Genomic DNA, 13,922 nt, shown 5'->3' with positions numbered 1-13,922 from the left:
AGAATGAAGTTTCCTTTCACAATAGAATAAAACCGTGTACCCATGTCTAAGCGGGATACACGGTTATTGCACTAATTCTGAAAAGCCTGCTCATACACTTGAATTGGCCACTCAGCCCAAGGGAATTCCCGCGGAGGAAGCGATTTTAGCGTAATCTCTTCTTTGGTCACCGGATGGGGAAATCCTGCAATAGTAGACCAGAGGGCGATCTGCTGGCCTGGTTTATTCACTCCTGCGCCGTACTTCTGATCTCCGAACAGAGGGCAATGGATGGCTTGCATCTGTACCCGAATCTGATGGGATCTGCCAGTATGTAGTTCAACATGCACAAGACTGTACCGGTCATTCTGGCCGAGCACTTGGTAGTCTAATATCGCATCTTTACCGCCACGTGTACCTGGGGGTACAACGGTAACCGTATTTGTACGGGCATCCTTCAGCAACGTATGCTTCAGCGTACCACGCTGAGCTGGTGGCTTGCCATGTACAACAGCTGTATATATTTTGCGGAAATCTCGTCCCGAACAGTCTCAGACAAACGAGAAGCTGCTTTGGATGTTTTGGCAAAGATCATCGCCCCACCGACAGGTCGATCGAGCCGATGAACGAGACCGAGATACACATTGCCCGGTTTATTGTAGCGTTCCTTCAGATCCTGCTTAAGCAGTGTAAGTAGATCCGGATCTCCAGAAGCATCCTCCTGAGTTGGGACGTTCACGGGTTTAACAATACCGAGCAAGTGATTATCCTCAAACAAAATAGGGATATCTACCGTACTGTGTGAATGATCAGACATAATCAGGATTCCCAGCGGCCCAAGATGCCGCAAGGCAGGTCAAGACCACTACGTGTAATCGGCAAACCGATCTCGCCTGCGGTAATGTTGCCTCCATATTGAGCGGACATCGTCATCGTAAGCATGTTACGCAATACCGTTGGAGAGATACCTGTTGTATATGAGTTAATGAGCAAGAACAACGGATTATCCGACAAAATATTCATGCAGGACTTAAGGAACGGATACAGGTTCTGTTCCAGCTTCCAAGTCTCTCCATTGGGTCCACGACCATAGGAAGGAGGATCCATAATAATCGCATCGTAACGGTTACCACGACGTTCTTCCCGTTGTACGAATTTGAATACATCATCTGTAATGAAGCGAACAGGACGATCTGCCAGCCCAGATAACTGCACATTTTCTTTTGCCCATTGTACCATGCCTTTAGCTGCATCCACATGTACAACAGAAGCGCCTGCATAGGCAGCAGCAACGGTTGCTCCACCTGTGTATGCAAACAGGTTCAGTACGGATATTGGACGACCTGCGTTCTTAATTTTATCCATCATCCAGCTCCAGTTAGCGGCTTGTTCAGGGAACAGACCCGTATGCTTAAAGCTAGTTGGTTTAATGTGAAACTTGAGGTTCTCATAACCGATTGTCCAGCGTTCTGGAATCGGCTGTTTCATATCCCAGCTGCCGCCACCAGAAGAACTACGGTGATAATGACCGTGCACCTGACGCCATTCATTCGTTTCTTGTTTAAGTGGCCAGATAATCTGTGGATCGGGTCTGCGCAAAATGACATCGCCCCAACGCTCCAGCTTCTCGCCGCCTCCAGTATCAATTACTTCATAATCCTTCCATTGATTAGCTACGTACATATTCATTTATCCATCCTTCAAAAGTCATTTGGATACTATTGTACAACAAAAATAGACATATACGCCAGTTAGGGGGCGCAAGACCTATAAGAAAACGAACCCGCAAGATATGTTGCTCCATGTCATAATGTAAAGTTCTATAACGATATACATTTTAGTGTTGTTTTTGAGGTAGCTCCGTATACTAAAATTGATTACATTGGAAAATTTAATTTGACAATGATAATCATTATCACATATGATTTTGATAATTCAAATGTTACTTCATTCGTGAATCGAATATCCATGATTATATAAAGTGAGGGAATAATAGATGGCTAAATTGTTAGTGGCTTATGCAAGTATGACAGGAAATACGGAAGAAATTGCTGAATTGATTGTGGAAGGAATCAAACAGAGCGGTCATGAGGCGGATCTGAAGTCTGTAACGGATTGTAATGCAGCGGATGTGCTGGATTATGATGGATTTCTAATTGGAGTGTATACCTGGGGAGACGGCGAGCTACCGGATGAGTTTCTAGATTTTTATGAAGAGCTGGATGAGTTGGATCTGACCGGGAAAAGAGCCGCAGTATTTGGTAGTGGTGATACTTCCTATGAGCAGTACTGCGGAGCGGTTGATCTGGCGGCAGAGAAGTTGCAGGAGCGTGGGGCGGAAGTATATCCAGAGATGCTTAAAATCGAATATAGTCCGCTGGAGCAGGAGAAGGATACTTGCCGTGACTTTGGCAAAAAATTCATTGCTGCCGGATTACAGGTTTCCTAGAGAAAATGTTAAAACAACATGTTCAAGCAGGCGTTCCATTGGGGTTATCGGGAATCTCAACACGACTGCTTGAAGATTACAAATTAGAGGAGATGCTGCGGAGTCCACACCGGTTCATTCGCCCAGAACCGGAGATTACGCAGGCATCTCAACTCCTATGGAGACATCGAGTCCAGTATGCAGTCAGTCACGCCGTGAATGCCTTTTACAGTATGGATCCGGATGTGCGTAAGGAAGTGCCTGTGCAGTACATGCTGGAGAAGTGGTGGCCCAAAAAAACAACGGGATTCGAATCGGTGCTCCACTACTGGGAAGTAAAAAATAAAATCATTGATGAGTTATCACGTATCATCCGGACAAACGAAGACCTGCAGCATCCTTCGATTTTGTTCGAGCAGTGGAAAACAGAGATTCCTTCGCTGTCTATGGAGCTGTCGATGATTTTTCATGCAGCTTGGCAGCCTGAAGGCTGGGACTCACTGTTAATCCAGAAATATATGGTTGGTTATGACCCAAATGTGGTTGAAGCTTTTCAACATATGACAAGCGTGTTTTGTTATGAGGCCTTTGGCAAACTGCCTGGCATGATTGAAGTGTATTGTTTGTTGGAAGGACGTAAAATTCGTTTTATGCCTGGACGGAAGTCACTTGCTCGTTCTATGGATTATATTCATTTGATTCGAGACAGTGTACCGCAAGCCGAAGATGTAGAATCAGACCAATTCAGTGCGCGTGACAAAGCTCGTATTCATGAAGAGGCTGATCGACGTAGAAGTGAAACTGAGACGAAGAAAACCTGGTTAATGTAGAGAAGCTAAAGTGAGATGAAGGAGGATTGATACCATGTCTAGCCATACGAAGCATGAGATGGGTAATGTGAGAAGTCAAGCTGGCAGCTGTGAATTTAGTCCACTTCCTGTCCCAAAAGCTGTTATTGGACAATTGTTGGATGAAGCAGACCCATCATTATATGTAATGAGTTCAGAGCCGTGGCGCTTTATGTTGTTCGCGGGGGAAGGTCGCCAGTTATACTTGGAGGCAGTTAGACAGAGCTATCCTCCTCACTTGGCTGATCGTTATGGGGACTGGGCTACGTATCAATATACTGAAGCGATCCCAGCACATCTAGTCGTCGTAGCCCCATCTGCTGCCAGAGAGGATCAATTGTTACCAGCAAAAGCATGGAGCAGACGATTCTCCTTGCTGGCAGCAGAAAAAGGTTTGCATGCTGTGTGGAAGATGAACGACTATCAACATCATCCAGTGTTCATGAATCTGATGGGTCTAACCCCTGAAGAGAAAGTGCTAGGTGTGTTTCATATCGGGTATGGAGACCAGCCAGCGTTCAGGCATGTGGACTATGGAAGACCCGCTTCTGAGCTTATGACGGTGTACGATCATCTCGTTTAACCGAATTAAACGTTACAAATGTCGTCATTTTGTGTCTGTGATGAAGCTGCGAACGAGTTCGCGGTAGGTCTGATCCTTCAAGTAAGTACCATACAGTCGATTGGATACCGTTATCGTATTGCCAAAGAAGAACCGTTCAAATTGGGTCTGTCTGCCACCGAAGGAACCTGAACCTAGCTCCCAGACCAGACGAAACAGTGCAGTGCGTTCTACAGATGTTGAGCTGGTGCCTTTAAGATACGTGTTGAGATGAGCAGCTACATCGGATTGGAACTCCTCTTGTTGCGGGATCATAATCATGCCGCTGGAGGCTAACAACTGCATCGTATCCATCATGTCAGGATAGAGTTTCGGGTACAAGATGTTCGCTGCCATCAGAGGTTTGGGAGCAGGCAGTAAGAATCCTCTACCATCGGGTATGGCATTGGTTTCTGCCGCAATAGCTAACGCCTTTAACGTTTCAAGCCCAGCTAATATGCGAGCTGTTTTTTCAATGACATGAGTCTCGGAGACCTGATCCAGTGTTTCCGTAAGTAACTGTATCGTTCCCAAAATAAATTCAGTCTTGGCAATATAGCGACACAATACCTGATGTCCTGCGTAGATGTGGAAATGACTTCCACTGAATAAACGTGAGGACATTTCTTCATCTCCGGCGAAGAAGACTCGTTCATGAGGCACTAATACATGGTCAAAAATAACGATGTTATCCATCTCTTCATATCTGGAACTGAGCGGATAGTTATAACGTGAATCTGCTGCATACGTATCTCGGCAGATCATGCTGATGCCTGGTAGATCATTCGGGACAGCAAAGGAGAAGGCAAACGGATTTTCATCTTCAAATGGTGCTGGAGAAGGGGATGGATATACAAAAATCTCATCACAAGTGGTACCTTGAGTTGCCATCATGAATGCACCGTTGATGATCAATCCATCAGGTGTTCGATCTACAATCTTAGCCGCAATGGCATCCTCGGTTGCATCAATCTGTCCGGAGATTTTGCTGGCATGGGGTTGAATGAATGCATGAGAGAGTGTAATGTCATTGTCACGACAATAAGCATAGTAGTTTTTCAAATTCTCAGCATATTGTGGCGATAAGTCATTCAGTAGGTCTGCGGCAGTATAAAAGGACATAATTGCAGTATTCATGTAATCAGGGGAGCGACCTAAGAAGCCATGATGCATATTAGACCATAGATTCATGGAGATACGGCGTCTCTCTAGATCATCCACGCTTTTGGGGGGCAGAAAGGAGAGACCGACTGGTTTGCCATCTACTGGGGAGGCATAGGTCATCTTAGCCGCAAGCAATGGGTCGTGCTGCATATCATACATTTTGGCCTGAGTATCCATTAAACCAGCAAAAGCAAGATGGTCTGAACGGTTTCCGGTCACTAGGTTTCCTTTGTACCACACAGGTACAGTTTGGGCATTGATACGTTCAACATACTGTTTGCCATTTTTAACGGGCATCGTTATTCACCTCTTGGATCTAATCGTGCATAGGCATACGCACTGCTTTCGTAGTTTACGTATGAAGAACGTCCAGTGTGCATCCGAGCGCGTTAAGGGAATAACGATTTTTTTGTAAGAAAGGCTTGATAATAATTATCATTCTTGTTACAATACAAAAAGAAAAAGGAACCGGCTAGGGCTCCTTTAACTTCAAACAATGGATTATCTTATTTTACTTCAAAAGTTTTGCAGTCTGTTTCCGCAGACTCACTTGCTTTTTTGGAGCTGTGGCTTACGATATAAATGGAGCTTGCATTACATTTGTTCTCTTGAGCCCAGTGAACACAAGAATTTACTTCACACAATACGTCTTTTGCCATGATTAATTACCTCGCTTTGTAGTGGGATTACATTCGTTGGTATAAGACATACTCAGATTCTGCAAGTTGCCGCTTGCTAATCTGAACTTTATTGCTCTCTGATACTTGAGGGCTTTTTTGCGTTACACACAACGATGCACATTTAGAATAGCAAATAATGTCTCAGCTTGCAACAGGACAAGTCCATGGTGGTGCTTTTTTCATTAAAATAGGTACGTCCTTGGCAAAAAGGAGATTGTATGATATCTTTTAATAGTAATTATTACGAATAAAAACCGAATGACGGATCATACTTATTTATAGATCATCAACAATTCTAATGGATACCGCTTGATTAGCGTTGAAGGAGAGTTAGCGTAATGAGTAAAACCAATCACATCAATCGTATCCCTTGAGCAAAAGGGATTGATATGGCTGCATTCTATTCACCCAAGGAATGTGCACGTAAAGCCAAACATATTGTATTCTCGGCGGAGAATGAACGCATTATTGAAGAGTTTATAACGATTCTTGGGATGAAGGATCGTTTTGCAGAACACGAGGTTCCGATCCCTAATAAATTGGTCATGTTTGGGCCGCCAGGCACAGGGAAAACGTTAACCGCATCGTATGTAGCAGATCGTTTGAACTTGCCGTTGGTGCTTGTGCGTCTGGATGCGATCATTCATAGTCATCTTGGGGAAACAAGTACCAATGTGCGCAAATTGTTTGAATACGCGAGGGTGAATCCATGCGTGCTCTTCTTGGACGAGTTCGACGCCATTGCGCGCACAAGAGAAAGTAACGATGAGGTAAAAGAGATGGCCAGGGTTGTGAATACGTTGCTGCAATGCCTTGATGAGTTCGAAGGGGACAGTATATGTATTGCTGCGACTAACCTTGAAACACAATTGGATCATGCGATCTGGCGCAGATTTGATACCAAAATGAATTACGCTATGCCAGATACTCCAAGCAGGCAACGCTATATTAGCAAGCTGGTCGGGCAGTTCGAACACCAGCCTGATGTACAACATTATATGTGTCAGCGTTTAGAAGGCTGTAGCTTCGCAGATGTGGAGCAGATTATACTGAAAGCCAAAAGAAAAGCGATTATAACGAGCAGTCCTCTGCACGAGCAATTGATCTCAGATGCCTACGATGAATATATGCCACGGCTACTAGGCACCTAATGCAAAGACTGCCGATCAAACGGAAGATTATCAACGGAGAATGGGTAGTTGAATTGAAAAAGGAACAAATGGCGACGGGCCAATTGTTCCTTTTTTGTGTACTTGTTTTTTTTATAAAAAGATAAGCAGTAATGTACCCGCTGCAAAACAGTAATACGAGAAATATTTAAGATTGCCTTTCGCCATAATTCCCATAAACCATCTCATGGAGAAGTAAGTGACGAAGAGGGTTGTGATGAATGCAATCAGATAAGGAATAGCAAGCTGGCCGCGGTTCGGATCGTTGGCAATGTCAGATACGCCTAGAATGAGTCCGCCGATACTAATAGGAATATAGAGCATAAACGAGAACTTTAAGGCAGTTTCCTGTTTCATACCAACGGCGATAGAAGCAATGACTGTAGCCCCAGAACGGCTTATGCCTGGAATCAGCGCAACGGCCTGAGCAAGACCAACCAACAGCGCATCCTTAGTGGAGAGATCCCCGTCCTGCTTGCGTCCACGAAGATTACGGATCAGCCATAGAGCAACCCCAGTAATTAATAGTGCGATGGCAACGGTGTATACAGACGAGAAGATTTCTTCAATCTGATCTTTGAACAGCACTGCAGCGACAGCAGCTGGAACTGTACCAATCACTATGTATAAGCAAAACATGAAGTCTGCTTTATATTCTTGTTTTCGCGTTCGCAGATAACCTAATGCACCGATAATCAGTTTTTTGATATCTTCCCGGAAAATAAAAATGATCGCTAGTAGAGACGCTGTGTTGGTCAAAATCTCAAATGACAATCCGTTCTGCTTCAACCCCATAAGTCGTTGGGCAATAATCAGATGGCCACTGGAGGAAACCGGGATGGGCTCTGTCGCACCTTGTACAATACCTAATAATAAATACTTTAACCACAATATAATGTCTTCCATCTTGTCCTCCTTGAATATGTATCATTGGGCGTTGATGCTTCCAATGATCAGCTCTTTTTCTCTTATAAAGGATATTCTACTCTATTGATGATAGTTGTTTAGCTAACTGACTTGCAAGTTTCAATTTCGTAAAGAGTAGAAAATAACACTAACAACGACATATGAAATATGCTTGTCAGTTGTTTCATAGCATGATATTATTTGATAATGATTATCAATATCAAATAAGAGGTGGGTTTATTTTGCGTAAAGGGAAAACTTCTATATGGCTCATGATGGCACTTGCTGTAAAAATAAAGACTCTGAGCTTGTTGTAATGCAGAATTTGGCGCACTTCGATCAATTAACCGGTTTACCAAACCGGACGGCTCTTGAATACTACCTGGAAGAGTCGCTGGAGACAGAAAGCGTGGATCACACACTCACCTTCCTCTATCTTGATCTGGATGGATTCAAAAGCGTGAATGATTCCCTTGGTCATCAAACGGGGGATGTCTTGTTACAAAAAGTAGCTCAACGTCTCAATGCGCTAAGTCAGGAAAAAGGGATAACTGTCAGATTGGGCGGAGATGAGTTTCTGATCGTGCTTCGTTCAGTGGGAAGCAATCCACGTGAGGAAGCTAGAGTGTATGCGGAGGACATTATCCAAAGTTTGAACAAACCTTTTGTAATTGAATATGAGCGTATTCAGATTGGATGCAGTATCGGTGGTGCGGAGTATCCAACCAACAGTAACAATCCAAGCGAAATTATTCGGATGGCCGATGAGGCATTGTATGAATCCAAGCGTGCAGGTAAAAATCGGATGACATTTTATTCGGATTTGAAAAGTAACGGGTAGTCCATAATAAACATATGTTACATGCTTCTGTGAAGCAATCGATTAAGGAGGGTGGGGGAAGAATGGCTAATTCGTATACTAACGTGCCATACGGTTACGAACCCCCGGCGGCGAGCCGCAAGGGTACACTCATTTTTTATGATACATTCGAGCAGGTCACAGACGAACAATTGGAGCATGCGTTGAACCTCGCGAACAGTCGTGCTTTTGCACAATTAGTGCTCTATCCGCTTCATGAAAGTACATTTAAACGGATGAGATCAGGGAGCATACTGCCTTACTTCAAACGAGAGGATCGGCTGCACGAATGGAGACGGGAACATACAGATGCCCGTATACGTGTAGAAGGGCTTGAGGGAAAGCGGAAGAAATACACACCGATGGATACAGCCTTACGTCATATTAAAGCCGAGTATCCAGCACCTCATTTTTTGTATCTAACCACTGAAATGGCGAATCTGTTCGCTTCCTTCGACTCCTTCAAGGAATGGATCAAAGAAGTGCGGATTATTATTGATGGCCCAGCTACAGAACTTCATCCCAGATTGGAGCAAAATAAGAATCGCTGGGATTGGGCGGAATAATCGCCAATATGCCATGAATCGAATACATGCTAAATGCCAAAAAAGTTGTGCTGTTAACCGTAATGCGGTTAAACAACACAACTTTTTTTGATTTTGACCATTCCTATACACCGGATACGTCAGACTTTAGATTTGGCAGATCAAGGGAGGTGACGGTTTTGTTTTTTCCTGTCCGTTTGGCGGCATATAGGCAGGCATCAACCTCTTCAAACAACTTGTCCTTTGAGAGGTGTGGGCTATAACTCTTGAGACCAACACTAACGGTAACAAAAGCACCATCAAGTTCGAGATGTCCCATATTCGCAATTTTTTGCCGAATCTGCTCTACCATCGCATAAGCTTGCTCAAAAGACTGCTCGAACATTAAGATGGCAAACTCTTCTCCACCGTAACGTGCCGCAATATCACTTGAAGTTATATTTTCTTGAATGATTAATGAAACTTTCTCTAAAATAACATCGCCCACGCGATGTCCGTAGGTATCATTAATCGCTTTGAAATCGTCGATATCGATTAATGCGAGGTGAAGACTCATGCCGTTATTGGCGTATTCATACGCTTTATCATAATAATCCTTGAATGAACTTTGATTATACAGGTTGGTTAATCCATCTGTTTTGGATTGTTTGGCCATAATAGCATTTCTAACGATCAGGTCTTGTTTCGCTAACATGCTGTCCTTGAGATCATCCAGAACTTCAATACTGCTGGTAACAATGACTTGAGCAACATAAGTGCCGGCAAGCAGGAATACAGGTATGGAAACGATATCAAATGAACTTAAAAACTGGCGATAGCTAGGCACTCCAAGTAATAGAAGATAACCTATCATCTGCATGACAAAAGAGACCCATACTCCTTTTTTGTTGAAGAACAACACGGAAGAAAATATAGGCAACAAACATGCGGCCATAATAATCCGAATGTCATAATTGACATGAATGATCGTCCAAGCAATGATGGTGCTGGCTGCCGACATGGCATAAGAGGAATAGGAGCTCAACCGTCGATCAATCCAACTTGCGAAGAGAATACCTGCACTTCCCGCCGCCGTAGGCAAAATGACTACATTCACGATGAAATCGGCTGGAGTGCGATCATAAGCGAGGAATACGTAGCAAGCAATCTGTACGAGTGCATGGAGGCTAATAACAAGCCAGTAGGCTCGTAATATTTTCTTCATCCACTTGGAATGTTTGAACTCATAATCTGTAGGTATATGACTACGTTGTGTAAAGGGAATTTTCAATATATCACCGCTGACTGCATCATAATGATACGAAACTTCTTCTCTCGTATATGATGATTATAAATCACATTGGACAAAAGGCAATCATTAAATTTGAAATAAAATGTACAAGTATACACCAAAAGAAAGAAATTTTCACCATAGAATAAACAAATTTCTGAAGGGTGCGTCATAGACTTTTACAAGGCTCCATATCAAGGAACATGATTTTGGATGAAGGGGAGGTGAACTCCATTCCTCTTGTCGTTCGCTCAACCGTTAACGCTACAGGAGCAATCACTTTTACGGGCAATACCCTTGGTCTAAGTCGTTCAGATACGGCAGGGGTACCTGGAACGCAAGACAGTATCGGAGGTTTTACGACAACGAATGCGGGTGTGCAATACGGAACATATCCTCTTGGGACTACAAGTGCATACCAGAGCAACAGTTCCGCAGCCATTCTGAATCTTCCTGCTGGCAGTACAATCTTGTACGCAGAATTAATCTGGGGAGGAAGTTATATTAATGGCACGGTCAATCTCAGTGCAGCCATTAATAACCCTGTAACCTTTACTACTCCGGCGGGGACTTTTAGCATTACTCCCGATCCACTTACGTACAATCAATTCGATCTAGGAAATAATGCTGCGGGGTACGTACGTTCAGCGAATGTAACCACATTAGTCGCAAATGGTGGGGCAGGTACATACATCACGGGGGCTGTCGTAGGCACGATTGTCATTACAAACGATGCTACAGCGAATCACGCGGGTTGGACACTAGGGGTTATTTACCAGAACGGAAATCTTCCGTTTCGAAACATGTCTCTTCGGGCTGGTGGTGTGCTTGTACAATCCACTTCGGCGCCAGTAGTCACCACACTGACTGGGTTTGCTACGCCACTATCCGGTACGCTTGGGGGCAGGGCTTTATTCAGTGCACAGGAGGGAGATGCTAACCGAACCGGAGACCAGGCGCTCTTTGGCCCGACATCAGCGACTTCGGTTGCTTTATCTGGCCCGAACAATCTGGCAGCGAATTTTTTTGCGTCTCAAATTAACGGGGATACCGGAGCGCTGAACACAACAGGTACGTTTGGCACACGTAACCAAGTGAATGGAGCTCCTGGTTCCAACATCGTTGGTGGACGTCAAGGCTGGGATATTACGAATGTAGATGTCTCGGCTAGGCTGATTAATAACCAGTCCTCAGCGGTACTGACGCTTACCACTTCGGGAGATGCCTACATCGTTAATGCCAATGCCATACAGGTTGATATCAATGCACCCCGAATTACAGTTGCTAAGGCTTCCGTCGCCACCGGAGCTGTTGCAGGGGACAGTATCCTGTATACAGTAACGATTAGTAACGGAGGTACAGCTAGTGCCGCTAGTGTGGTGCTTTCGGATACATTGCCACCGGGTCTCACCTTTATTCCAGGCAGTGTCACTGTGGCAGGAGTATCTAGGCCAACGCTGGATGTGACAACGGGTATACCTCTGGGCTCATTGAATCTATCTAGTAGTATTGTCGTCACATATCGCGCATTAATCGGACCCGATGCTAATATTTTGCAACTAGTCAATTCTGCTAGTGCGGCCTTTACTTTTCAGAGTGTAGCAGGTGGTTCGGTCATCACGGGTGTAATTCCGTCCAACAGCTCTGTATTACCGGTATATTCTCCTAACCTGTCTATTGTGAAATCAGCGAGTACTACCAATGCTACGGTTGGGGATCAAGTGACCTACACTCTTCAAGTTAACAATGGAGGCAATGTAGCGGCAAACGTGACCCTCACGGATAACATTCCTGCAGGCAGCTCTTATGTTGCAGGCAGCTTTCGTGTGAATGGCAATGTGGTGGCAGGAGCCAACCCGGCGACAGGTGTGAATCTTGGAAGCCTTGCAGCAGGAAGTGTAACGACAGTAACCTTTCAGGTGCTTGTAACGAATCTGCCTTCGCCCCCAACACTGGTGGATCAAGCTACGGCTACCTATACCTTTAATTCGCCTGACGGACGAACGATTAACGGTTCAGTGGCATCGAACATTTTATCTATTCCTGTTACGTTACCAAATGTTGTCGTGGTCAAATCAGCAACGATTACGGACGTTGCTGTTGGCGAAACATTTACGTATTCCATCGTTACATCGAATGGTGGCATTCAGGCGATCAACAATGTCGTACTTACGGACATTCTTCCCGCTGGCACAGCATTTGTACCTGGTAGTGTGGTCGTTAGAGGAACGAATGTACCTGCTGCCAATCCAGGCAGTGGCATATCTCTTGGCACACTGGCAGCCGGCACTTCAGCTACAGTTACGTTTCAGGTTAATGTGCAGTCCCTACCTGTGTCGGGATCACTAGGTAACCAAGCAGTCGTGTCGTACAGTTCCGGTGCGTTCTCAGGGATTTCGAACTCCAATTCAATAAGTACACCTGTATTTCAACCTGTAATATCAATCAATAAGTCGGCTAGCGCAACAAATGCAACGTTGGGTGACCAGATTGGGTATACGTTGATTGTTAGAAATACAGGGAATCTAAGTGCTCAAGTGAATGTAACAGATACGATTCCGGCAGGTCTTACCTTTATTGCTGGATCTGTAACCGTGAATGGCTCGGCTCGACCAGGAACGAGTCCAGTAACAGGAATTTCATTGGGAACTCTTGCGCCAGGAGGGATCTCGACGGTTGTTTTTCAAACAACATTGAGCTCGATTCCTTCACCACCGACCTTGCAGAATCAGGCAACAGCCAGTTACACGTATCTACTGCCAAGTGGTCGGAGTCTATCGGGAAGCGCAGCGTCTAACCAAGTTCAGATTGCGGCTTCTGCTCCCAATGTCACCATCACCAAAACCGTGAATGCGCCTGATGTTACAGTGGGTGAGATTCTAACCTATACGGTGGTAGTTACGAATGCAGGCATCGCTGCTGTACAAAATGTCATTGTTTCGGATTCTCCATCGACAGGCCTAGAATTTGTGTCAGGCAGTGTAACCATTAACGGGACTGCTGCGAGATCCGCAAGTCCAATTGCAGGGATTTCGATAGGCACATTAGGTAGCTCCAGCAGTAGCTCTAACAGTGCAACCATCACGTATCAGGCAAGAGTTACAGCGGTACCCACCACAGGTTCTGTTAGCAACCGAGCGGGAGCTGCATTTACAACCGGAAGTGTTAATGGCGTATCTTCTTCCGTTGTTGTCACGACTCCCGTATTTCAACCGATCATACAATTGGTGAAATCCGCGAGTACAACAAATCTGACGGTTGGAGATTCGTTTAACTATACAATCCAAGTTAATAACAGGGGTAATATCGCTGCAGTAGTGACGATAAACGACCCTGTACCCGCCGGTGCAGTATTTAACACCAACAGTGTCATCATTAACGGTGCTCCAGCCCCAGGCGTAAGTCCGAATACCGGAATTAATATAGGGCAAGTCCCAGCCGGGGCAGCGCTACGGTAACCTTTGTTGCCACCG

General features: G+C 44.8%; 12 protein-coding genes and 1 pseudogene. 7 read left to right on the top strand and 6 right to left on the bottom strand.

From position 1 onward, the window contains the following. Positions 1-71: 71 nt before the first annotated feature. A pseudogene (locus DMB88_RS18120) lies at positions 72-796 on the bottom strand (RluA family pseudouridine synthase). Between the two features lie 2 nt (positions 797-798). Next, on the bottom strand, positions 799-1,662 hold the full coding sequence (locus tag DMB88_RS18115; protein WP_128104499.1) for a class I SAM-dependent methyltransferase: 864 nt from the start codon (positions 1,660-1,662) through the stop codon (positions 799-801). Between the two features lie 313 nt (positions 1,663-1,975). Here DMB88_RS18115 and DMB88_RS18110 point away from each other — a divergent pair, with 313 nt between their 5' ends. Genes DMB88_RS18110 through DMB88_RS18100 form a run of 3 tightly spaced genes read left to right on the top strand, consistent with a single transcriptional unit; the run spans position 1,976 to position 3,838 of the window. Beyond that, positions 1,976-2,428, top strand: a complete 453-nt coding sequence (locus tag DMB88_RS18110) for a flavodoxin (RefSeq protein ID WP_056689646.1) — start codon at positions 1,976-1,978, stop codon at positions 2,426-2,428. A 5-nt stretch (positions 2,429-2,433) separates the two neighbouring features. Then, a complete protein-coding gene (locus DMB88_RS18105; RefSeq protein ID WP_128102481.1) occupies positions 2,434-3,237 on the top strand; it encodes a hypothetical protein in 804 nt (267 codons plus the stop codon). Between the two features lie 34 nt (positions 3,238-3,271). Next, entirely contained in the window at positions 3,272-3,838 is a 567-nt protein-coding gene (locus DMB88_RS18100) for a nitroreductase family protein (protein ID WP_128102480.1), read from the top strand. A 24-nt stretch (positions 3,839-3,862) separates the two neighbouring features. Here DMB88_RS18100 and DMB88_RS18095 read toward each other — a convergent pair whose 3' ends face one another. Next, on the bottom strand, positions 3,863-5,317 hold the full coding sequence (locus DMB88_RS18095) for a 4-hydroxyphenylacetate 3-hydroxylase family protein (protein WP_128102479.1): 1,455 nt from the start codon (positions 5,315-5,317) through the stop codon (positions 3,863-3,865). Positions 5,318-5,526: 209 nt separating this feature from the next. Continuing rightward, on the bottom strand, positions 5,527-5,679 hold the full coding sequence (locus DMB88_RS18090) for a DUF1540 domain-containing protein (protein WP_128102478.1): 153 nt from the start codon (positions 5,677-5,679) through the stop codon (positions 5,527-5,529). Between the two features lie 410 nt (positions 5,680-6,089). Here DMB88_RS18090 and DMB88_RS18085 point away from each other — a divergent pair, with 410 nt between their 5' ends. After that, positions 6,090-6,851 (top strand): AAA family ATPase, encoded by a 762-nt coding sequence (locus tag DMB88_RS18085; protein ID WP_254438246.1) that lies wholly within the window; start codon positions 6,090-6,092, stop codon positions 6,849-6,851. A gap of 111 nt (positions 6,852-6,962) precedes the next feature. Here the strand turns inward: DMB88_RS18085 and DMB88_RS18080 are convergent, their stop codons facing one another. Beyond that, positions 6,963-7,775, bottom strand: coding sequence for an undecaprenyl-diphosphate phosphatase (locus DMB88_RS18080; protein ID WP_128102477.1), 813 nt, complete (start codon positions 7,773-7,775; stop codon positions 6,963-6,965). Positions 7,776-8,040: 265 nt separating this feature from the next. Between DMB88_RS18080 and DMB88_RS18075 the strand changes: the two genes are divergently transcribed. Beyond that, complete coding sequence (locus tag DMB88_RS18075) at positions 8,041-8,616, top strand: GGDEF domain-containing protein (RefSeq protein ID WP_254438245.1); 576 nt, start codon at positions 8,041-8,043, stop codon at positions 8,614-8,616. A gap of 62 nt (positions 8,617-8,678) precedes the next feature. Continuing rightward, positions 8,679-9,200 (top strand): hypothetical protein, encoded by a 522-nt coding sequence (locus DMB88_RS18070; RefSeq protein ID WP_128102476.1) that lies wholly within the window; start codon positions 8,679-8,681, stop codon positions 9,198-9,200. A gap of 103 nt (positions 9,201-9,303) precedes the next feature. Here DMB88_RS18070 and DMB88_RS18065 read toward each other — a convergent pair whose 3' ends face one another. Next, positions 9,304-10,383 carry a GGDEF domain-containing protein gene (locus tag DMB88_RS18065; protein ID WP_128102475.1) on the bottom strand — a complete coding sequence of 360 codons (1,080 nt, stop codon included), beginning with the start codon at positions 10,381-10,383 and terminating at the stop codon, positions 9,304-9,306. Positions 10,384-10,673: 290 nt separating this feature from the next. On the opposite strand from DMB88_RS18065, the gene DMB88_RS31415 reads away from it, so the two are divergent. Then, entirely contained in the window at positions 10,674-13,907 is a 3,234-nt protein-coding gene (locus DMB88_RS31415; protein WP_254438244.1) for a beta strand repeat-containing protein, read from the top strand. Positions 13,908-13,922: the final 15 nt, after the last annotated feature.

Origin of the sequence: Paenibacillus sp. DCT19 (assembly GCF_003268635.1) — a bacterium.
In the GTDB taxonomy this organism is placed as follows: domain Bacteria; phylum Bacillota; class Bacilli; order Paenibacillales; family Paenibacillaceae; genus Paenibacillus.
Note: the sequence above shows the minus strand (reverse complement) of the source record. Positions and strands in the feature narration are given on the sequence as shown.

What these genes read in the sequence shown, in the direction of transcription:
- DMB88_RS18100 (WP_128102480.1), top strand. Translation starts at nt 3,272, where the DNA reads ATGTCTAGCCATACGAAGCATGAGATGGGTAATGTGAGAAGTCAAGCT.
- DMB88_RS18110 (WP_056689646.1), top strand. Translation starts at nt 1,976, where the DNA reads ATGGCTAAATTGTTAGTGGCTTATGCAAGTATGACAGGAAATACGGAA.
- DMB88_RS18070 (WP_128102476.1), top strand. Translation starts at nt 8,679, where the DNA reads ATGGCTAATTCGTATACTAACGTGCCATACGGTTACGAACCCCCGGCG.
- DMB88_RS18085 (WP_254438246.1), top strand. Translation starts at nt 6,090, where the DNA reads ATGGCTGCATTCTATTCACCCAAGGAATGTGCACGTAAAGCCAAACAT.
- DMB88_RS18080 (WP_128102477.1), bottom strand. Translation starts at nt 7,775, where the DNA reads ATGGAAGACATTATATTGTGGTTAAAGTATTTATTATTAGGTATTGTA.
- DMB88_RS18090 (WP_128102478.1), bottom strand. Translation starts at nt 5,679, where the DNA reads ATGGCAAAAGACGTATTGTGTGAAGTAAATTCTTGTGTTCACTGGGCT.
- DMB88_RS18105 (WP_128102481.1), top strand. Translation starts at nt 2,434, where the DNA reads ATGTTAAAACAACATGTTCAAGCAGGCGTTCCATTGGGGTTATCGGGA.
- DMB88_RS18065 (WP_128102475.1), bottom strand. Translation starts at nt 10,383, where the DNA reads ATGAAGAAAATATTACGAGCCTACTGGCTTGTTATTAGCCTCCATGCA.
- DMB88_RS18075 (WP_254438245.1), top strand. Translation starts at nt 8,041, where the DNA reads ATGGCTCATGATGGCACTTGCTGTAAAAATAAAGACTCTGAGCTTGTT.
- DMB88_RS18115 (WP_128104499.1), bottom strand. Translation starts at nt 1,662, where the DNA reads ATGTACGTAGCTAATCAATGGAAGGATTATGAAGTAATTGATACTGGA.
- DMB88_RS18095 (WP_128102479.1), bottom strand. Translation starts at nt 5,317, where the DNA reads ATGCCCGTTAAAAATGGCAAACAGTATGTTGAACGTATCAATGCCCAA.